We start from the raw sequence: 20,561 nt of genomic DNA, 5'->3' as shown, positions 1-20,561 counted from the left end.
ATAGCGGCAGAAATTACCAGCGCGGCGTGATTTTCAAGTCACCGCGAAGACGCCAAGCACGATCAGCAGGAAGATGATCAGCACGATGCCGATGAGGATGCGCGCGCCGGTGGCGGCGGCTCCGGCCAGTGCCGGCATGCCGAGCAGGCTCGCCGCGGCCGCGATAATCAAAAGAATGATGATCCACCTGATCATGAGAGACACCTCGCAGCCGACAGGTTTGAACACCTACAAACGTCTATGTGATGCCTCAGGTTCCGCCGCGCTAGACCGCCGGCACGTCCCAGACTTCGCCCGGCCGCAAGGCGCGAAAACGTTGCCGCGGCAGGCCGGCAGCATCGAGCGCTTCGCCGAGCTTTCTGGGCGGCTCGTCGATCGGCTCGTTGGTGAGCCGGAACGTGCCCCAGTGACAGCCGGCGGCATAGGCGGCGTTGCACAAAAGCATGCCTTGCACCGCCTCCTCCGGATCCTGGTGATGTGGCGCCATGAACCAGCGCGGCTCGTAGGCGCCGATCGGCAGGATGGCGAGGCGGAACCCGCCGTGCTTTTGCGCCATCAGCCGGTAATTGATGCCACCGTGGAAGCCGGTATCGCCGGCGAAATAGATCTTTGCGTCGGGTGTCTCGACGACGAAACCCGCCCACAGCGCCATCCGCCGGTCGCGAGTACCGCGGGCCGACCAGTGGTGCACCGGCTCGACATAGACGGCGACGCCATCGCCGATATCGACCCGGTCGCCCCAGTCATGCGCGGAAAGCCGCATACGGGGCACGGCAGCGCCGATGATCGTGTCGTTGCCGAGCGGCGTCAGCAGCAGCGGGTCGTGTCTTGTCTTCAGGCGCTTCAGCGTGGCGAGGTCGAGATGGTCGTAATGGTTGTGGCTGACCAGCACGAGGTCGATCGGCGGCAAATGCGAAAAGGCGATGCCCGGCGGATTGACGCGTTTCGGACCGGCGAAGGAGAGCGGCGAGACACGCCGCGACCAGACCGGGTCGGTCAGGATGTTCAGGCCGGCTGTCTGGACGAGCAGCGAGGAATGACCGACCATGGTGAGGCGGAGCGCCGCACCATCGATGCGCTCGACCGGTCTTGCCGGTGGAAACGGGCTCGGATCCGCCGCCGGCCATTTCGAGCGCTCGCGGCTCAATTGCCATTTCAACAGATCGGCAAAGCGACCCGGCGGCCGTCCGTTGGGATTGAAGAACAAGGTGCCGTCGAAATGATCGCTGGGCGGCCCGCTGTAATAGCGGTTGGCGGCTCTCTTTCTCGCGGCCAAGAAATCGGCTCCCTGCAGTTTGCTGATCCCAAGAGATAATGCCGGAGCCGGCCCGCACAAGCATTTGAGGTGAACGCCAAGGATTTGGCGCCAGCGCGCCGTATCGAATCAACCGGAGGTGTCGGCCAAACGGCCAAGGCGTAACGCAATTCAGGCAATGTGCATTTTGCGACAAATTTGCAACATTACCGGCGCAAACCGTATTTTAACCATATCGGGTTGAAATTTCGCCACCTTCGCCATCTTGGTGAGGGGGACATTGCGCGGACGGCACCCCCAGCCCGATCCGACGGAGGTTGAAGAATGAAAATTTCGAAAACCGGCCTGCTGGCCGTATCGCTGGCCGCGCTCGTTGCGAGCGGCTGTTCAACCTCACGGTTCACATCAATGGACGAGCAGCAGCCGGCGCCGCTGGAAGCTGCGCCCGCCGGCAAGGTGACTGCAAACCAGCTGCCGCCACCGGCGACACCCGGCCCGGCCGACCCGTCGAAATTTCCTACCGCGCCGCAGAACACCCAGGTCGCCTCGCTGCCGCCGGACGGGACGGCGCCGGCCGGTGCGGCCGACCTTACCGCGTCCAGCGTCGCCGGCGTGTGGAAGGCAAGCGTGTCCGGCCAGAGCTGTCAGGTGGCGACGCCGCAGACCAAATTCGGTTCGGGCTACCGCGCCGGACCGCTGCATTGCCCGGCGCCGCTCGATGGCATCAAATCCTGGAACGTCGCCGGCAAACAGCTGACGCTCTTTGACGAGAATGGCGGCACGCTGGCACGGCTCTATTCTTCGGGCGGCGAGAAATTCGACGGCCAGACTTCCAACGGCCTGCCGATCTCGCTTACAAGGTAAGTGAACGGCCCCCCATTGTTACGCAATTCCGGACGGAAAACCGTTACACACTTTTCCTGGAATTGCCTCTTTTGTTTTTTACGCAATTCCGGACAGAAAACCGCTACACACTTTTCTTGGAATTGCTCCGGAACGACGTGACCAATGCATCTGCGTGACGGCCTCCAGACCCATGCGACCGTCAAGCAGCGCTATGACCATCTGGTCGAGACGGGCGCCATCGGGCGCGATCCGGCGCAGGAGCGGATCGCCGCTGCGCTCGACCGGCTGATCGAAGAGATATCGGCAAAGCGGCTGGCGCAGAAATCAAGCGCGCTGGGGTGGTTGTTCGCCCGCAAGCGCGAGGTGCACGAGGCGGTCAAGGGCCTTTATATCCATGGCGGCGTCGGCCGCGGCAAGACCATGCTGATGGACATGTTTTTCGAGCTGCTGCCGGTGCGGCGCAAGCGCCGGGTGCATTTCAACGACTTCATGGCCGACGTGCAGGACCGCATCCAGAAGCACCGGCAGGCTCGCAAGAACGGCACGGCCAAGGAGGACGACCCGATCCCGCCGGTGGCGCGCGCGCTGGCCGAGGAAGCCTGGGTGCTATGCTTCGACGAGTTCTCCGTCACCGACATCGCCGATGCGATGATCCTGTCAAGGTTGTTTTCGGCGTTGTTTGCCAATGGCGTGGTGCTGGTTGCCACTTCCAACGTCGCGCCGCAGGATCTCTACCGCGACGGCCTGAACCGTCAGTTGTTTTTGCCGTTTGTCGCTATCCTGGAGCGCCACGCGCAGGTGCTGGCGCTTGACGCCGACAAGGATTACCGCCTCGACAAGCTCAGCCGCATGCCGGTCTACGTCACCCCGGCCGATGCCGCCGCCGACCATGCGCTCGACGACGCGTGGGCGGTGATGACGCATGGCAGGCCGACGGCCGAGACGATGCTGACGGTGAAGGGCCGGCACGTCGTAGTGCCGCGTGCTGCCGGCGAGGCGGCGCGTTTTTCCTTCGCCGATCTCTGCGAGAGGCCGCTCGGCGCCCGCGACTATCTTGCCATTGCCAGCCGTTTCTCGACCATCTTCATCGACCATGTGCCGGTGCTCGGCGAAGGCAAGCGCAACGAAGCCAAGCGCTTCATCCTGCTGGTCGATACGCTCTACGATCATCATGTACGGCTGGTGATGAGCGCCGCGGCACCGCCGGCGCAGCTCTATACGGCCAAGCGCGGCAACGAAGTCTTCGAGTTCGAGCGCACCGCATCGCGGCTGATCGAGATGCAGAGCCACGACTGGCTGGAGGACTGGGCGGAGAGGCAGAGGGCGCAGGGATCATCGACCGAGGCACGGCAGGCTCAGGCGTGAGGGATAGTACAGAAGGGGCCGCTGCCGCCGGCGCCTATAACCGATAAACATACATGACGAACCCCCCCGCCGGCCCATGCGGCTCTTTTCGCGACTCGTAAAGTGCGCGAGCAGCAACATTGTCCGGCTCGGTGCCGACCCACGCCTCCTCACAGCCATGCTCGCGACCGAGTGCGAACATGGCGCCGAGCATCCTCGTCGCAATGCCCTGGCGTTGAAAGGCCGGCGCCACGCCGACCTCGTCTATGTAGAGTTCGCTCACCTTGTCCCGGTGGCGGTGGATGACGGCTGCGCATTGGCCAACGACGATGCCGTCGGCGAGGGCCACGACCATGAAATGACAGGGCTCCGCGAGATAAGGCGGAGAGCCGATCCGGCCTGACCGGCTCGTCGAAGACTTCATCGGCAACCCGCATCACAAGGGCGTCATCGTCAGGAAACAGCCTTCTGATTTCCAGTGCCATTGTGTAGAATTCCTCTAGCCGGCTTCAGAATTTTGACGTTTACGTAATTCCCATTGTTTCTAACCGATTGAAATTACTCACTCCAAAATAATCGTTTGAATTTTTGTGCGGCCGGGGCTATTGCGTGCGGCGAATTTCGCGGTTCCGCAGCATTCCGGCCTCTTCCTCCGACGCCGTCATCAAATCGTCAAGGATTTGGGCGCCGTCATAGTCAAAGGGAAAATATCCTGACATGGCACGCAACAAGATAGCGCTCATCGGCTCGGGCATGATCGGCGGCACCCTCGCCCACATGGTCGGCCTCAAGGATCTCGGCGACGTCGTGCTGTTCGATATCGCCGAAGGCATCCCGCAAGGCAAGGGGCTGGACATCGCGCAGTCGTCGCCAGTCGATGGGTTCGACTCCAGGCTGACCGGCGTCAACGACTATGCCGGCATCGAGGGCGCCGATGTCTGCATCGTCACCGCCGGCGTGCCGCGCAAGCCCGGCATGAGCCGCGACGATCTTCTAGGCATCAATCTGAAGGTGATGGAGCAGGTCGGCGCCGGCCTCAAGAAATACGCGCCGAAAGCCTTCGTCATCTGCATCACCAATCCGCTCGACGCCATGGTCTGGGCGCTGCAGAAGTTTTCCGGCCTGCCCAAGAGCCATGTCGTCGGCATGGCCGGCGTGCTCGACAGTTCGCGCTTCCGTTATTTCCTGGCCGAGGAATTCAAGGTCTCGGTCGAGGACGTCACTGCCTTCGTGCTCGGCGGCCACGGCGATTCCATGGTGCCGATGATCCGCTATTCGACGGTTGCCGGCATCCCGCTGCCCGACCTCATCAAGATGGGCTGGACCTCGAGGGAGCGGCTCGACCAGATCGTGCAGCGCACCCGCGACGGCGGCGCCGAGATCGTCGGCCTGCTCAAGACCGGCTCTGCCTTTTATGCGCCGGCAGCTTCGGCCATTGCCATGGCCGAAGCCTATCTCAAGGACAAGAAGCGGGTGCTGCCCTGTGCTGCCTATCTCTCCGGCCAATATGGCGTCAAGAACACCTATGTCGGCGTTCCCGTGGTGATCGGCGCCGGCGGCGTCGAGCGGATCATCGAGATCGAGCTCGCGAAGAACGAGCAGAAGATGTTCGACAATTCGGTCGCGGCGGTGCAGGGCCTGTGCGACGCCTGCGTCAAGATCGCTCCGCATCTCGCGGCCAAGTAAGCCGGTAACCAAGCCCGCCAAGCAAGCTGGAGACATAGCGCATGAACATCCATGAGTATCAGGGCAAGGCGCTGCTGAAAGGCTTTGGCGCACCCGTGGCCGAGGGCGTGCCGGTGTTCAAGGCGAGCGAGGCGGAAGCTGCCGCCAAGGCGCTGCCCGGCCCACTCTATGTGGTCAAGAGCCAGATCCATGCCGGCGGCCGCGGCAAGGGCAAATTCAGGGAGCTCGGCGCCGATGCCAAGGGCGGTGTCAGGCTGGCAAAGTCGGTGGCCGAGGTCGTCGCCAATGCCAATGAGATGCTCGGCCACACGCTGGTCACCAAGCAGACCGGCCCGGCCGGCAAGCAGGTCAACCGGCTCTATATCGAGGACGGCGCCGACATCGAGCGCGAGCTCTATCTGTCGATCCTGGTCGACCGCTCGGTCGGGCGCGTCGCCTTCGTCGTCTCGACCGAGGGCGGCATGGACATCGAGGCGGTCGCCCACGACACGCCGGAAAAGATCATCACCGTAGCCATCGACCCGGAAAAGGGCGTGACGGCCGACGACGTGAAGAAGCTCAACGCGGCGCTGAAGCTCGACGGCGACGCCGCCAAGGATGGCGCCACGCTGTTCCCCATCCTCTACAAGGCCTTTGTCGAGAAGGACATGAGCCTGCTCGAGGTCAACCCGCTGATCGTCATGAGGAGCGGCCGGCTGCGCGTTCTCGACGCCAAAGTGTCGTTCGACAACAATGCGCTGTTTCGCCACCCCGACGTGCTCGAATTGCGCGACACCACCGAAGAGGACGAGAAGGAGATCGAGGCGTCGAAATACGACCTCGCCTATGTCGCGCTCGACGGCAATATCGGCTGCATGGTCAACGGCGCCGGCCTTGCCATGGCAACGATGGACATCATCAAGCTTTACGGCGCCGAGCCGGCCAACTTCCTCGATGTCGGCGGCGGCGCGTCGAAAGAAAAGGTGACGGCGGCGTTCAAGATCATCACCAAGGATCCGGCGGTCAAAGGCATTCTGATCAACATCTTCGGCGGCATCATGAAATGCGACATCATCGCCGAGGGCGTGATCGCCGCGGTCAAGGAGGTCGGCCTGCAAGTGCCGCTAGTGGTGCGGCTGGAAGGCACCAATGCCGAGCTCGGCAAGAAGATCATCAACGACAGCGGGCTGAACGTGGTGTCGGCAGACGATCTCGACGATGCAGCCAAGAAGATCGTCGCGGCGGTGAAGGGCGTCTGATGCAGCGGATGCTGGCCCTAGCGCTGACCGGCATGGCCCTTTGGGCCAGCGCTGCTGCGGCCGCGGATAGTTCGAAGTCGCCCGCCTGGATCGGCAAGAGGGTCAGTCTCTTCATGAACTTATGTCCGGCAACGGCGCCCAGCTTCGGCCGGTTCAACGCGGTTGCCCGGCAAAGCGGGTTCAAGGCCGGATCCGACGGGCTGCAAGTCTACAAGGCTACGGAAATCGTTGCCTCAATCAAGAGTTCGAGTGGTCGCTGCGACTGCCTGGTCTCCTTCGGCACCAACGATCCGAAGCTGGCCGCCAACATGATCCTGAAAAGGCTTCTGACCAAATATGGCAGCAGTTTCCAAGCCGATGATGACCCCAAGTCCCTTGGTGAATTGAGAACGTCTGGCGGCAATTTATCGGTGCAGATCGTGACGATCCGGCGCGCCGGGGGCCGATGGATCGGTGCTGTCGTTCACGGAAACCAAAAATGCCCAGCTTGAAAACAGAACTTCAGGGTCAAGGTCGATAGGCGATGCCTCCGCACAAGATAAACCTCGTCGAGGCGGCGGATCAGAAGATCAAGAAGGTCTTCGATCCGCATATCGCCGGCGACGTGAACGACAGCCAGGTCAAGATCGCCAAGTTCGGCGACGTCTTCGACTGGCACGCGCATGACAATGAGGACGAGGCGTTCCTGGTGCTGCGCGGGCGCATCGCCATCGATTTCCGCGACGGCACGGTGGAGCTTTCCAGCGGCGAGTTCATTGTCGTGCCGCGCGCCGTCGAGCACCGGCCGCGCTCGCTAAGCGAGGAGCCGGTGGTGCTGATGTTCGAGCCGGCAACGACGCTCAACACCGGCAATGCCAAAAGCAACCTTACCGTCGCCGAGCTGAAGCGGTTGTGACCATGAGCGCGCGGCCTTCCCCGATCAACGGTTTTTGAAAAGGACCACCATGTCCATTCTCGTCGATAAGAACACCAAGGTGCTGGTGCAGGGCCTGACCGGCAAGACCGGCACGTTCCACACTGAACAGGCGCTGGCCTATCACGGCACGAAAATGGTCGGCGGCATCCACCCCAAGAAGGGCGGCGAAACCTGGACCGGCGCCAAGGGCGAGGCGCTGCCGATCTTCGCCACCGTAGCCGAAGGCAAGGCCAGGACCGGCGCCAACGCTTCGGTCGTCTACGTGCCGCCGGCGGGTGCTGCCGAAGCGATCCTGGAAGCGATCGAGGCCGAGATCCCGCTGATCGTCTGCATCACCGAGGGCATACCGGTGATGGACATGATCAAGGTCAAGGCGAGGCTCGACCGTTCGACGTCGCGGCTGATCGGGCCGAACTGCCCCGGCGTGCTGACCCCCGACGAATGCAAGATCGGCATCATGCCCGGCAACATCTTCCGCAAGGGCTCGGTCGGCGTTGTTTCCCGCTCGGGAACGCTTACCTATGAGGCGGTGTTCCAGACCACCAATGTCGGCCTCGGCCAGACCACCGCCGTCGGCATCGGCGGCGATCCGGTCAAAGGCACCGAGTTCATCGACGTGCTGGAGATGTTCCTCGCCGACGACGAGACCAAGTCGATCATCATGATCGGCGAGATCGGCGGCTCGGCCGAGGAAGACGCCGCGCAGTTCCTCAAGGACGAGGCAAAGCGCGGCCGCCGCAAGCCGATGGCCGGCTTCATCGCCGGGCGCACCGCACCGGCGGGCCGCACCATGGGCCATGCGGGCGCGGTGATCTCCGGCGGCAAGGGCGGCGCGGAAGACAAGATCGCGGCGATGGAATCGGCCGGCATCAAGGTTTCGCCGTCGCCGGCCCGGCTCGGCACGACGCTGGTCGAGGCGATAAAGGGTTAGGGGAGTAAGGGAGTAGGGGAGTAGGGCAGTAGGGACAAGATGAGGGCATTGCCCTACTCCCGTACTGCCCTATTGCCCTACTCCCCTCCAAAACAGGAGACGGGGCAGGCGCTCCGCTAGGCAAAATGGCACGACAAGATCAAACCAACGACCAGTTTTCGCTTACCTCTTTCCTCTATGGCGGCAATGCCGATTATATCGACGCGCTCTATGCCGCCTATGAGGACGATCCCGCGTCGGTCGATCCCGAATGGCAGGACTTCTTCGCGGCGCTGAAGGATGACGCCGGCGACGTGCGCAGGAACGCCAAGGGCGCCTCTTGGGCCAAGCCCTCCTGGCCGATGCAGGCCAATGGCGAGCTGGTCTCGGCGCTAGACGGCAATTGGGGCCTGGTCGAAAAGCACATCGAAAAGAAGGTCAAGGACAGGGCGGTCGGCAACGGCGCAGCGCTTTCCGACGCCGACGTGCATCAGGCGACGCGCGATTCCGTCCGCGCCATCATGATGATCCGCGCCTTCCGCATGCGCGGCCACCTGCACGCCAATCTCGATCCGCTGGGCATTGCCAAGCCGCTCGAGGATTACAACGAGCTGTCGCCGGAGAATTACGGCTTCACCGAAGCCGACTACGACCGGCCGATCTTCCTCGACAATGTGCTCGGGCTGGAATTCGGCACCATCCGGCAGATGCTCGACATCCTGACCCGGACCTATTGCTCGACGCTCGGCGTCGAATTCATGCATATTTCCGATCCCGAGGAGAAGGCCTGGATCCAGGCGCGCATCGAGGGCACCGACAAGGAGATCTCCTTCACCGCCGCCGGCAAGAAGGCGATCCTGCAGAAGCTGGTCGAGGCGGAAGGCTTCGAGCAATTCATCGACGTCAAGTACAAGGGCACCAAGCGCTTCGGCCTTGATGGCGGCGAGTCGCTGATCCCTGCGCTGGAGCAGATCATCAAGCGAGGCGGCCAGCTCGGCATGAAGGAGATCGTGCTCGGCATGGCGCATCGCGGCCGGCTGAACGTGCTGTCGCAGGTGATGGCCAAGCCGCACCGCGCCATTTTCCATGAGTTCAAGGGCGGCTCCGCCGCGCCCGACGAGGTCGAGGGCTCGGGCGACGTGAAGTACCATCTCGGCGCCTCGTCGGACCGCGAGTTCGACGGCAACAAGGTGCATCTGTCGCTGACCGCCAACCCGTCGCATCTGGAAATCGTCGACCCGGTGGTGATGGGCAAGGCGCGCGCCAAGCAGGATTATCTGTTCGGCCGCAGCCGCGAGGAGATCGTGCCGCTGGAAGAGCGCGCCAAGGTGCTGCCGCTGCTGTTGCATGGCGACGCCGCTTTTGCCGGCCAGGGCGTGATTGCCGAAATCCTCGGCCTGTCGGGCCTGCGCGGCCACCGCGTCGCCGGCACGCTGCATTTCATCATCAACAACCAGATCGGCTTCACCACCAACCCGCGCTTCTCGCGCTCGTCGCCTTATCCGTCGGATGTGGCCAAGATGATCGAGGCGCCGATCTTCCACGTCAACGGCGACGATCCGGAAGCGGTGGTCCATGCCACCAAGGTGGCGATCGAATTCCGCATGAAGTTCCACAAGCCGGTGGTGGTGGACATGTTCTGCTATCGCCGCTTCGGCCATAATGAGGGCGACGAGCCGGCCTTCACCCAGCCGATCATGTATCGCAAGATCCGCAACCAGAAGACGACCATGCAGATCTATGCCGACCGGCTGATCGCGGAAGGCCACATCACCCAGGCCGAGCTCGAAAAGGTGAAGGCCGATTGGCGGGCGCATCTCGAGCAGGAATTCGAGGTCGGCCAGCACTACAAGCCGAACAAGGCGGATTGGCTGGACGGCGCCTGGTCCGGCCTGCGCTCGGCCGACAACCAGGACGAACAGCGGCGCGGCAAGACCGCGGTGCCGGTCAAGACGCTGAAGGAGATCGGCAAGAAGCTAACCGAGGTGCCGAAGGATTTCGAGGCGCACAGGACGATCATCCGCTTCCTCGACAACCGCCGCCAGGCGATCGAGTCGGGCGAAGGCATCGACTGGTCTACGGCCGAGGCGCTGGCCTTCGGCGCCATCCTGCTCGACGGCAATCCGATCCGGCTGTCCGGCCAGGATTCGGAGCGCGGCACGTTCTCGCAACGCCATTCCGTGCTCTACGACCAGCGCGACGAGACACGCTACATACCGCTTAACAATCTGTCGGCGGCGCAGGCCGGCTTCGAGGTCATCAACTCGATGCTGTCGGAAGAGGCCGTGCTCGGCTTCGAATATGGCTACTCGCTGGCCGAGCCGAAGGCGCTGACGCTGTGGGAAGCGCAGTTCGGCGACTTCGCCAACGGCGCCCAGGTGGTCTTCGACCAGTTCATCTCGTCGGGCGAGCGCAAATGGCTCAGAATGTCGGGCCTCGTCTGCCTGCTGCCGCACGGCTATGAAGGCCAGGGGCCGGAGCATTCGTCGGCCCGGCTCGAGCGCTTCCTTCAGCTTTGCGCCGAAGACAATATGCAGGTCGCCAACGTCACGACGCCAGCCAACTATTTCCACATACTGCGCCGGCAGTTGAAGCGGGACTTCCGCAAGCCGCTGATCCTGATGACGCCGAAGTCGCTGCTGCGCCATAAGCGGGCGGTATCGACGCTGCCGGAGATGTCGGGCGAAAGCGCCTTTCACCGGCTGCTGTGGGACGATGCCCAGCTGCTGTCGGGCCAGGCCATCAAGCTCACCAAGGATTCGAAGATCCGCCGTGTCGTGCTCTGTTCGGGCAAGGTCTATTACGACCTCTACGAGGAGCGCGAGAAGCGCGGCATCAACGACATCTATTTGCTGCGCGTCGAGCAGCTCTATCCGTTCCCGGCCAAGGCGCTGATCACCGAACTGTCGCGCTTCCGCAATGCCGAGATGGTGTGGTGCCAGGAGGAGCCCAAGAACATGGGCGCCTGGTCGTTCATCGATCCGTATCTCGAATGGGTGCTGGCGCATATCGACGCCAAGCATCAGCGGGTGCGCTATACCGGCCGGCCGGCGGCCGCCTCGCCGGCGACCGGATTGATGTCGAAGCATCTCGCCCAGCTTGCCGCCTTGCTCGACGACGCGCTTGGTGAATAGAACAGAACCGAAAGAAACGGACAGGCACAATGGCAACCGAAATCCGCGTCCCGACACTTGGTGAATCCGTCACCGAGGCGACCATCGGCAAATGGTTCAAGAAGGTCGGCGACGCGATCGCCGCCGATGAGCCGCTGGTCGAGCTCGAAACCGACAAGGTGACGGTGGAAGTGCCGGCCGCCGCCGCGGGCACGCTCGCCGAGATCGCCGTCAAGGAAGGCGAGACGGTCGGCGTCGGCGCACTGCTCGGCACGATTTCGGCAGGCGCCGGCGCGGCAGCCAATGCCGCCGCTCCGGCAACGAAGCAGGAGGCGGTGTCGCAGGCCTCGGCTCCGACTGCGGCCTCGAGCGTCAGGCAGGCCGCTGCCGAGACGGCCAAGATCGCCGGCGACGCCGGCGCGATCGAGACGCGCACCATGCCGCCGGCGCCGTCGGCGGCAAAGCTGCTGGCCGAGCACAATCTCGCAGTCGACCAGGTGTCGGGCTCGGGCAAGCGCGGCCAGGTGCTGAAAGGCGACGTGCTCGACCTTATCGCCAGGGGCGCGCCGTCGCAGCCGGCCGAAATGCCGAAGGCAGCGCCTGTACCGGCACCCGTTGCCGCGCGCGCGCCGTCCCCGGCCGACGATGCGTCGCGCGAGGAGCGCGTGCGCATGACCAAGCTGCGCCAGACCATCGCGCGCCGCCTCAAGGAAGCGCAATCGACCGCCGCCATGCTGACCACCTTCAACGAGGTCGACATGAGCGCGGTGATGGCGCTGAGGAGCAAATACAAGGACGTGTTCGAGAAGAAGCACGGCGTGAAGCTCGGCTTCATGGGCTTCTTCACCAAGGCGGTCACCCATGCGCTGAAGGAGATCCCGTCGGTCAATGCCGAGATCGACGGCACCGATATCATCTTCAAGAACTACGCTCATATCGGCGTTGCCGTCGGTACAGAGAAAGGCCTTGTCGTGCCGGTTGTGCGCAATGCCGACCAGATGTCGATCGCCGAAATCGAGAAGGACATCGGCAGGCTGGGGCTTGCGGCGCGCGACGGCAAGCTGTCGGTTGCGGATATGCAAGGCGGCACGTTTACGATTTCCAACGGTGGCGTTTACGGGTCGCTGATGTCGACGCCGATCCTCAATGCGCCGCAGTCCGGCATTCTGGGTATGCACAAGATCCAGGAGCGGCCGGTGGTGGTCGGCGGCCAGATCGTCATCCGGCCGATGATGTATCTGGCGCTGTCCTACGACCACCGCATCGTCGACGGCAAGGAAGCGGTGACGTTTCTGGTGCGGGTCAAGGAAAGCCTCGAGGATCCGGAACGGCTAGTGCTCGACCTCTAGGGGCGGCCGACGTGAGCCGGAGCATGGATCTGCGCCGCCGGATGAGTTCGTCTCGTTTCCGGTCCGGTTTGTTTGTCACAATCTGCGCACTCGGCGTGCAGACGGTCTCCGCGGCCCTCGCCGCCTGCCCGCTCGAGCTCGCCGTCTATGGCGATCCTGAAAACGCCGCCGAGATCGATTTCAGGCCGACCATGGAGTCGGCTGCCGTCACCAACAGCTTCAAGATGGTGCTCGACAACGGCGTCGTGCTCGACGGCATCGTCATGTGGACGGAGGGCGCGGCGCGGCCGCATGGCTCGCTGATGTACAAATGCCCGGCCGGCGACGTCACCGGCGACGAGCTCGCCGCCTGCACTGTGTGGGAGGGCGTCATCTACACTGCCGACGACCAGGGCAATATCGCGTTGCTGCCGGGCGAAGGAAAGGATGCGCCGAAGAAGCTGATCCTGCCTGATCTGGGAGCGTCGCTGCAGATGTCGGCGGCCTATGGCGCCAACGGCTTTTCCCAGGTGCCCTGGGACGTCTTTGGCCTGAAGGGATGTCAGGAATGAGCGCGAGCGGAAAGATCCTGCTGGTGACCGGCGGCAGCCGCGGCATTGGCGCCGCTACATGCAGGCTTGCCGCCAGGGCCGGCTATCGCATTGCGGTCAATTACGCGTCGAATGCAAAAGCCGCCGAAACGGTGGTCGCCGACATCGAGGCTGCTGGCGGAGAAGCCTTCACAGTCAAGGCCGATGTCGGCAGCGAGACGGACGTATTGGCCATGTTCGAGGCTGTCGATGGCCGTTTCGGTCGGCTGGACGCGCTCGTCAACAATGCCGGCGTGGTCGACCAGAGCGCGCGCGTCGACGAGCTTAGCGCTGCAAGGCTGGAGCGCATGATGCGCATCAATGTGATCGCGCCGATGCTTTGCGCCCGCGAGGCGGTGAAGCGGATGTCGACCAGGCATGGCGGCAAGGGCGGCGCCATCGTCAATGTTTCTTCGATCGCGGCAAGGCTTGGCGGGCCGGGTCAATATGTCGACTACGCCGCCTCCAAGGGCGCGGTCGATTCCTTCACCATCGGGCTTGCCCGCGAAGTGGCCGGCGAAGGCATTCGTGTCAACGCGGTCAGCCCGGGCATCATCGACACCGAAATTCATGCCTCCGGCGGGCAGCCGGATCGCGCCGAGAGAATGCGCAAGGTGGTGCCCATGCAGCGCGTCGGCACCGTCGAGGAAGTCGCAGCCGCAATTCTCTGGCTGCTGTCGGACGAGGCGTCCTACACAACAGGCGCCAATCTGGAAATCGGCGGCGGCCGCTAAAGCAAAAGGGACAGTATCATGGCCTATGACGTCGTTATCATCGGATCGGGACCAGGCGGCTACGTCTGCGCCATCAAGGCGGCGCAGCTCGGTCTGAAGACGGCGGTAGTCGAAAAGAACCCGACCTTCGGCGGTACCTGCCTCAACATCGGCTGCATCCCGTCAAAGGCGCTGCTGCATGCGTCCGAGATGTTTGCCGAGGCCGGCCATTCCTTCGAGGCGCTCGGCGTCGAGATCGGCGCGCCCAAGCTCAATCTTGGGAAGATGATGGCACACAAGGATGCGACGGTGACGGCCAACGTCAATGGCGTCGCCTTCCTGTTCAAGAAGAACAAGATCGACAGTTTTCGTGGCACCGGCAAGGTGGTTGCGGCCGGCAAGGTGTCGGCGACCTCCGATGACGGCAAGGTCGAGGAGATCGAGACCAAGAACATCGTCATCGCCACCGGCTCCGACGTCGCCGGCATTCCCGGCGTCAAGGTCGATTTCGACGAGAAGGTGATCATCTCGTCGACCGGCGCGCTGTCGCTGGACAAAGTGCCGGGCCATCTGGTGGTGGTCGGCGGCGGTGTCATCGGTCTGGAGCTCGGCTCGGTATGGGCGCGGCTCGGCGCCAAGGTCACCGTTGTCGAGTTCCTCGACACCATCCTGGGCGGCATGGACGGCGAGGTCGCCAAGCAATTCCAGCGCCTGCTGTCGAAGCAGGGCTTTGAGTTCAGGCTGGGCGCCAAGGTGACCGGCGTCGCCAAGGCCAAGAAGGGGGCGACGGTCACCTTCGAACCGGTCAAAGGCGGTGCGGCCGAGACGATCGAGGCGGACGCGGTGCTGATTTCGACGGGACGACGGGCCTATTCGGACGCTCTCGGGCTGAAGGATGCCGGCGTCGACGTCGATGAGCGCGGCCGGGTCAAGACCGACGGTCATCTCAGGACCAACGTGCCCGGCATCTATGCCATCGGCGATGTCATCGCCGGGCCGATGCTTGCCCACAAGGCCGAAGACGAGGGCGTGGCGGTGGCCGAAACCATCGCCGGCCAGGCCGGTCATGTGAACTATGACGTGATTCCGAGCGTCGTCTACACCACGCCGGAAATCGCCTCGGTCGGCAAGACCGAAGAAGAATTGAAGAAGGCCGGCATCGACTACAAGGCCGGAAAATTCCCGTTCAGCGCCAATGGCCGCGCGCGCGCCATGCTGCACACCGACGGCTTTGTGAAAATCCTGGCCGACAAGGCCAGCGACCGTGTGCTCGGCGTCCACATCGTCGGCTTCGGCGCCGGCGAGATGATCCACGAGGCGGCCGTGCTGATGGAGTTCGGCGGCTCGTCGGAAGACCTAGCCCGCACCTGTCACGCCCATCCGACAATGTCGGAGGCGGTAAAGGAGGCGGCATTGGCGACGTTCTTCAAGCCCATCCATATCTGAGCAAACGCGGTGAATCGCAAACCTTAGAGATTGGCTGAAACATCTGCGCTTCGCCATCCCAGGGCGGAGCACGAGCGAAGCGACGTCGCGGAGACATCCATGCCGTTATCTAGGGGCAGTGTTCCGGCGAACCAGAATCGAGTGCCTCTTCGCATCGGCTGGTAACCGCTCCGCCCCGGGATGACGAAGCCATCGACGGCTGCTCCCAAAAACAAAACGGCCCGCCTTTCAGCGGGCCGTTCATATATTAAATCAGCAGTCTGATCACTGAGCCGGGGCCGGTGCTGGTGCGGGAGCGGGAGCCGGAGCCGGGGCTGGCGCAGGGGCCGGAGCGGGTGCAGGTTCTGCCGGAGCCGGAGCCGGAGCGGGTGTCGCCGGAGCTGGCGCAGGAGCCGGTTCGGCTGGCTTCATCGGCTCGGCAGGTGCTGGGGCCGGAGCCGGTGTGCTGGCTGCGGGCGGTTCGGCAGGCGCAGGTGCCTCGCTACGTCTTCCAAAAACATAATAGGCGACAATTGCCAGGATAACGACGACCAGTGCAATCAGCCAGCCGCTGCCGCCGCCGCGTGGCCGTGCGGTACCCGGTGAGGTGAATGGGTCGTTCGGATTGGGTGTGTTCGCCATAAAAGTGTCCTCCGTGGATGAAAAACATCAAGTAATAGCCATCAACGTACAATCGTTGAATCGGTTTCACATTAGGCGTTGAAAACGCCGAAAACAGGGCAATTCTGATCCGGAATCGCTTGCAGGCATGCATTTCCACCGCAAAATGGGTTTCGATCGAGCCAAACCGAACCTTTTTCAGTTTCTTGGCACGAAGCGCGGCTGGTCCGCCGTCGCGCCACGAGTAAGGGCTGGTCCCGCCTCGGCAATGATTCGGTGTGCAACTCCGCCGTGTCGTTCAGTTGACGGCGGTCACCGTATAGCCGATCTTGCGGAAACCCTCGACCAAGCCTTGCGCTCCGGGAAGGTGCATGGCGCCGACCGCCATGAAGACATTGCCGTGGGCGAGGATCGGCGCTGCACGATCGACCATCACCTTGTTGCGGCTGGTGATCATGGTCTGCTCGAATTCGGCGTAACCCGATTGGTCGTCGACCTGTTCGGGGATGACGGCCCGAAACAGCGGTACATACATGCCAGTGTCGCCACGCCGGTAAAGCACGATCATGGTTTCGTTGACGTCGTTCACCTTGTCGCCAAGCTTCAGCGTATCGACCAGCCCCTTCAGGTGAAAGGCGATCGGCAGCGAAGCCATGGCGCGCAGCTGGTCGGCGATTGTCTCCAGCCCCTCGACCGATTTGCCCGAAGCCTCGGCGTCCTTGGCAAGCTTGACGTCGAGCACCGGCGCACCGCCAGCCTGGCGGGCGACTTCGCATACAGGTAGCGCCACCATCGCCGACAGCAACCAGGGTTTCATCTTGGCGACGGTCGCTGGCGGGATGCCACGCGCATCGAGCGCCTTGTTGACCACCGCCGCATCCTCCGGCGACAGCAGCGACGAAAGCGTCGTCTTGTCGGTGAACATCATCAGATCCGGCTCTTTCAGCAGTGCTGCCATCATCTTCTGCTTGTCGAGCACTTCGGTGGTCTCGATGATGACGGTGCCAGCCGCATCGAATGCCTTCTGCGCGGCGGGTGGCAGCGTGGTGACGCGCGGGTCGGTAACGTGCATGGTGCCGAACAGGAAGGACGGTTTTTCGCCCGATTTTTCGAGCTTCCACAGCAGGCCCTTGCCGTTCGGCGTCGCTGCCGCGTCTGCCTCGATCTTGCGGTAGGCAGCCGGGTCGTCCTTTTGCAGCGCGCTCAGCATATCGCTACCGCCGCAGGCCGAAGTCTCGGCGCGTGCCTTGCCCGCGGCGAGCAGCGCGACGATGAGGAAAGAGAGGAAAAACAGGGCGTTGAGCGCGACGAGCAGCTTCAGCGACATATGGGTCGCGCGGTCGGCGATGGCGATGAGGCGTTTCATGCTGCGCTTCTAGGCGCAAAAAGCGGCAAAACGGTTAACCGGCGCATCAAAATTGTTGCGAGATGGCCACCGACACATGCATCGATCACGCACGAGGATGAGCTGCTTCGTAAATCTCGAGCAGCCTGGCGGTGTCGACGCCGGTGTATATCTGGGTTGTCGACAGGCTGGCGTGGCCGAGCAACTCCTGGATGGTGCGCAGGTCGCCGCCGCGCCCTAGCAGATGCGTGGCGAAGGAATGGCGCAGCGCATGCGGCGTCGCCGTGTCGGGCAGGTTGAGCGCCGAGCGCAGCTTGGCCATGTCGCGCTGGACGATTGCCGGGTTGAGCGGGCCGCCGCGGGCACCGCGAAACAGCAGGCCCTTGGGATCGAGATGCCAGGGACACAAGCGGCGGTATTCGGCAATCGCCCGCAGTGCCACCGGCAGCACCGGCACCAGCCGGGTCTTGCCACCCTTGCCGGTGACGCGCAGCACGGTATCACCAGGTGAGGAAAGATCGGCGCCCGACAGGCCGAGCGCCTCGGAGATCCGCAAGCCGGACCCATAGAGCAGGGTCAGCACGGCGGCGTTGCGCGCGGCAATCCACGGCTCCTCCGCCAGTTGGCCTTCCACCGAGACGACGTGTTTTGCATCGCTTGCGGTCAGCGGCTTGGGCAGCGATTTCGGCTGCCGCGGCGCGCGCAAGGCTGTCGCACCTGCCGCATTGGCGAGGCCGCGCCGTTCCAGGAAACGCAGCAGCGAGCGGATGCCGGCCAGCCCGCGCCCGAGCGTGCGGGCGCCGGCGCCCTCGGCACGGCGGGCAGCGAGAAAGCCGCGCAGATCGGCGGGGCGCAGATCGGCGATGTCGGAAATGCCGGGCGAGCCGCCGCAATGGCCGGTCAGGAAATGCAGGAACTGGCGCGTGTCGCGCTCATAGGCCTCGACGGTTTCGGGCGATAGCCGGCGTTCGCGCGCCAGCATCTTCAGCCAGGCCTCGCGCGCCGCCTGCAGGTCGGGTTTTGCCGGTATGAGGAATTCCTGCATTGCACTCTTCCAGTTCCCCGCCATCTTCCGGCACGCGGGTTAGGAAGCGGTGAAGAGCGGCGTCATTGAAATGACGACGGGCTGGGGTTAGAGCAAGGCAAAGGATTTTCCGCAGATGATCAAGCCGCAAAACCCCGTCCAGATGGCCGTGATCGGTGCCGCGCATGGCATCAAGGGCGAATTGCGCGTCAAGAGCTTTACCGGCGACCCGCTGGCGCTGGCCGATTACGGTCCGCTCTACGCCAGGGATGGCCGCGCCTTCCAGATCGTCGACATCAGGCCCGCCAACACCGTGGTGGTGGTGCGGTTCAAAGGCGTCAACGACCGCAATGCCGCCGAGGCGCTGGCCGGCACCGAATTGTTCGTCGACCGTTCGGTGTTGCCCGATGAGGGCGAAGAGGATGAATTCTACCATGCCGACCTCGTCGGACTGGAGGTCAAGGATGACATCGGTGCCATCATCGGCAAGGTCGTCACCGTGCATAATTTCGGCGGCGGCGACATTCTCGACGTGACGCTGGCGGGGCGCAAAGGCGTGCTCATCCCGTTCACGCAGGCCGCCGTTCCGGAAGTGTCGATCGCCGGCGGCTTTGTCCGCGTTGATCCAGCCGCCGCAGGGTTGGTCGAGGACGAGGACGGCGAGCCTCCCGCTGACGACGGTTTCGACCCCAAGGGCAGGCCGCGCGGGCCGAGGGACGCCGGAGGCAACCGGTGAGTTTTTCGGCTTCGGTGCTGACGCTCTATCCCGACATGTTTCCCGGCGCGCTTGGCCTGTCGCTGGCCGGCCGCGCGCTCGAGACCGGCATTTGGTCGCTCGAAACGATCCAGATCCGCGACTTTGCCAGCGATCGTCACCGTACCGTCGATGACACGCCGGCCGGCGGCGGCGCCGGCATGGTGATGCGGGCAGACGTGCTGGCCAGCGCCATCGACCATGCCTCGCCGGCAGCCGATCCACGTCCGCGCCTGCTGATGAGCCCGCGCGGCAAGCCGCTGACGCAGGCACGGGTGCGCGAGCTCGCCGGCGGGCCGGGTGCGGTGATCGTCTGCGGCCGCTTCGAAGGCGTCGACCAGCGGGTCATTGAATCGCGCGGCCTCGAGGAAGTTTCGATCGGCGACTTCATCCTGTCCGGCGGCGAGCCGGCGGCACTCGTGCTGCTCGACGCCGTGGTGCGCCTGCTGCCCGGCGTCATGGGCAATGCGGTATCGGGCGAGGAAGAGAGCTTTGAAAACGGCCTGCTCGAACATCCGCATTATACGCGGCCGCAGGAGTTCGAGGGCCGGCCGATTCCCGAAGTGCTGATTTCGGGCAATCACAGGAAGATCGCGGCTTGGCGGCGGGCCGAAGCGGAGAGGCTGACGAAGGAGCGACGGCCGGATCTTTCAGCCGCTCAGCCCTTGTCGAAATAGTAGAAAGCCAGGAACAGGCCGACGGCGATGACGAAGCCGCGCACCGCGTTCTGCGGCACGCGCCTAGCGATCCAGACGCCGGCATAGCCGCCCAGCGCGCCACCCGGGATCATGATGATCGCCTGCAGCCAGGCAATGACGCCGCCCGAGACGAAGACGAGGATGGCAACCGCAGCGATGACCACGGCCAGCATGTTCTTCAGTGCGTTCAGCCGGTGATAGTCGCCGGACTGGGTGAGACCGAGCGTCGCCAGCATCATGACGCCCATGCCGGCGCCGAAGAAGCCGCCATAGGCGGCGGTGGCGAACTGCGCCAGCGACCCGACCAGAGAACCCACCGCGGCCTCATGCTCCGGCTTGGGCGCCGGCTTCAGCCATGGCCCGGCAGCAAACAATGCGGTTGCCGCCAGCAGCAGCCACGGCACCAAGGCGCGGAAGGACGGGTTGTCGAGCCCTAGAAGGATGAGCGCGCCAGACAGCGCACCGAGAGCCGAAATGAGGCTGAGCAGCAGTGCGCCGCGCCAGAAATGCTTGATGTCGTGCCAATAGGCGAGCGTCGAGGTGATGTAGCCGGGGAACTGCGTCACCGACGATGTCGCATTGGCGACGATCGGCGGCAGGCCGGCCAGGGTCATGGCGCCAAAGGTTATGAACGTGCCGCCGCCGGCAACGGCATTGACCGCGCCTGATAGAAAGCCGGCGAGAAAGAGCAGGACCGCGTCCAAGATTGGCATGAGGGGTGTCGTCGCTGGAGGAAAATGCTTATCTTCCGGCTT

General features: G+C 63.8%; 20 protein-coding genes. 14 read left to right on the top strand and 6 right to left on the bottom strand.

Going from position 1 to position 20,561, the window contains the following annotated elements; genetic code table 11:
• Positions 1 to 33 precede the first annotated feature (33 nt).
• Together NKI52_RS03140 and NKI52_RS03135 are read right to left on the bottom strand one after the other, a co-directional pair.
• Entirely contained in the window at positions 34 to 195 is a 162-nt protein-coding gene (locus NKI52_RS03140; protein ID WP_031195454.1) for a DUF1328 family protein, read from the bottom strand.
• 70 nt (positions 196 to 265) lie between these two features.
• Complete coding sequence (locus tag NKI52_RS03135) at positions 266 to 1,276, bottom strand: MBL fold metallo-hydrolase (protein ID WP_352593777.1); 1,011 nt, start codon at positions 1,274 to 1,276, stop codon at positions 266 to 268.
• Positions 1,277 to 1,579: 303 nt separating this feature from the next.
• Between NKI52_RS03135 and NKI52_RS03130 the strand changes: the two genes are divergently transcribed.
• Positions 1,580 to 2,119, top strand: a complete 540-nt coding sequence (locus NKI52_RS03130; protein ID WP_352593778.1) for a protease inhibitor Inh/omp19 family protein — start codon at positions 1,580 to 1,582, stop codon at positions 2,117 to 2,119.
• A 144-nt stretch (positions 2,120 to 2,263) separates the two neighbouring features.
• Positions 2,264 to 3,466: a cell division protein ZapE gene (zapE, locus tag NKI52_RS03125; RefSeq protein WP_352593779.1), complete on the top strand. Its 1,203-nt coding sequence runs from the start codon at positions 2,264 to 2,266 to the stop codon at positions 3,464 to 3,466.
• A gap of 34 nt (positions 3,467 to 3,500) precedes the next feature.
• Here the strand turns inward: zapE and NKI52_RS03120 are convergent, their stop codons facing one another.
• Entirely contained in the window at positions 3,501 to 3,800 is a 300-nt protein-coding gene (locus NKI52_RS03120; RefSeq protein ID WP_352696989.1) for a GNAT family N-acetyltransferase, read from the bottom strand.
• Between the two features lie 362 nt (positions 3,801 to 4,162).
• Between NKI52_RS03120 and mdh the strand changes: the two genes are divergently transcribed.
• From mdh to lpdA, 10 genes are all read left to right on the top strand, one after another.
• Entirely contained in the window at positions 4,163 to 5,131 is a 969-nt protein-coding gene (gene mdh, locus NKI52_RS03115; RefSeq protein WP_023679796.1) for a malate dehydrogenase, read from the top strand.
• Positions 5,132 to 5,172: 41 nt separating this feature from the next.
• Positions 5,173 to 6,369 (top strand): ADP-forming succinate--CoA ligase subunit beta, encoded by a 1,197-nt coding sequence (sucC, locus tag NKI52_RS03110; protein ID WP_352570013.1) that lies wholly within the window; start codon positions 5,173 to 5,175, stop codon positions 6,367 to 6,369.
• Positions 6,369 to 6,860, top strand: coding sequence for a hypothetical protein (locus tag NKI52_RS03105; RefSeq protein ID WP_352570012.1), 492 nt, complete (start codon positions 6,369 to 6,371; stop codon positions 6,858 to 6,860). The genes sucC and NKI52_RS03105 overlap by 1 nt, the downstream gene beginning before the upstream one ends.
• Before the next feature lie 32 nt (positions 6,861 to 6,892).
• Positions 6,893 to 7,264: a cupin domain-containing protein gene (locus tag NKI52_RS03100; RefSeq protein ID WP_352623530.1), complete on the top strand. Its 372-nt coding sequence runs from the start codon at positions 6,893 to 6,895 to the stop codon at positions 7,262 to 7,264.
• Positions 7,265 to 7,313: 49 nt separating this feature from the next.
• The gene (gene sucD, locus NKI52_RS03095; protein WP_352623528.1) at positions 7,314 to 8,216 is read left to right on the top strand and encodes a succinate--CoA ligase subunit alpha; all 903 of its coding nucleotides are present in this window, start codon (positions 7,314 to 7,316) and stop codon (positions 8,214 to 8,216) included.
• Positions 8,217 to 8,341: 125 nt separating this feature from the next.
• On the top strand, positions 8,342 to 11,329 hold the full coding sequence (locus NKI52_RS03090; protein WP_352696987.1) for a 2-oxoglutarate dehydrogenase E1 component: 2,988 nt from the start codon (positions 8,342 to 8,344) through the stop codon (positions 11,327 to 11,329).
• 29 nt (positions 11,330 to 11,358) lie between these two features.
• On the top strand, positions 11,359 to 12,657 hold the full coding sequence (gene odhB / locus NKI52_RS03085) for a 2-oxoglutarate dehydrogenase complex dihydrolipoyllysine-residue succinyltransferase (protein ID WP_352593782.1): 1,299 nt from the start codon (positions 11,359 to 11,361) through the stop codon (positions 12,655 to 12,657).
• 23 nt (positions 12,658 to 12,680) lie between these two features.
• Positions 12,681 to 13,208 carry a hypothetical protein gene (locus tag NKI52_RS03080; protein WP_352578101.1) on the top strand — a complete coding sequence of 176 codons (528 nt, stop codon included), beginning with the start codon at positions 12,681 to 12,683 and terminating at the stop codon, positions 13,206 to 13,208.
• Positions 13,205 to 13,960 carry an SDR family oxidoreductase gene (locus tag NKI52_RS03075; RefSeq protein WP_352578102.1) on the top strand — a complete coding sequence of 252 codons (756 nt, stop codon included), beginning with the start codon at positions 13,205 to 13,207 and terminating at the stop codon, positions 13,958 to 13,960. The genes NKI52_RS03080 and NKI52_RS03075 overlap by 4 nt, the downstream gene beginning before the upstream one ends.
• Positions 13,961 to 13,978: 18 nt before the next feature.
• Positions 13,979 to 15,385 (top strand): dihydrolipoyl dehydrogenase, encoded by a 1,407-nt coding sequence (gene lpdA / locus NKI52_RS03070; RefSeq protein ID WP_352680591.1) that lies wholly within the window; start codon positions 13,979 to 13,981, stop codon positions 15,383 to 15,385.
• Between the two features lie 898 nt (positions 15,386 to 16,283).
• Here the strand turns inward: lpdA and NKI52_RS03065 are convergent.
• Positions 16,284 to 17,351, bottom strand: a complete 1,068-nt coding sequence (locus tag NKI52_RS03065) for a TraB/GumN family protein (protein ID WP_352572226.1) — start codon at positions 17,349 to 17,351, stop codon at positions 16,284 to 16,286.
• Positions 17,352 to 17,436: 85 nt separating this feature from the next.
• Positions 17,437 to 18,375, bottom strand: coding sequence for a tyrosine recombinase XerC (locus NKI52_RS03060; protein ID WP_352456326.1), 939 nt, complete (start codon positions 18,373 to 18,375; stop codon positions 17,437 to 17,439).
• Positions 18,376 to 18,490: 115 nt separating this feature from the next.
• Here NKI52_RS03060 and rimM point away from each other — a divergent pair, with 115 nt between their 5' ends.
• Complete coding sequence (rimM, locus tag NKI52_RS03055; RefSeq protein ID WP_352572228.1) at positions 18,491 to 19,090, top strand: ribosome maturation factor RimM; 600 nt, start codon at positions 18,491 to 18,493, stop codon at positions 19,088 to 19,090.
• A complete protein-coding gene (gene trmD / locus NKI52_RS03050; protein ID WP_352572229.1) occupies positions 19,087 to 19,785 on the top strand; it encodes a tRNA (guanosine(37)-N1)-methyltransferase TrmD in 699 nt (232 codons plus the stop codon). The genes rimM and trmD overlap by 4 nt, the downstream gene beginning before the upstream one ends.
• Here the strand turns inward: trmD and NKI52_RS03045 are convergent.
• Complete coding sequence (locus tag NKI52_RS03045) at positions 19,767 to 20,519, bottom strand: sulfite exporter TauE/SafE family protein (protein WP_352572230.1); 753 nt, start codon at positions 20,517 to 20,519, stop codon at positions 19,767 to 19,769. The two genes, trmD and NKI52_RS03045, sit on opposite strands and share 19 nt — an antisense overlap.
• Positions 20,520 to 20,561: the final 42 nt, after the last annotated feature.

Source organism: Mesorhizobium sp. M0590, assembly GCF_040320905.1.
Taxonomy (GTDB): domain Bacteria; phylum Pseudomonadota; class Alphaproteobacteria; order Rhizobiales; family Rhizobiaceae; genus Mesorhizobium.
The sequence above is the reverse complement of the archived record's forward strand: the minus strand, read 5'-3'. Positions and strand labels throughout refer to the sequence as shown.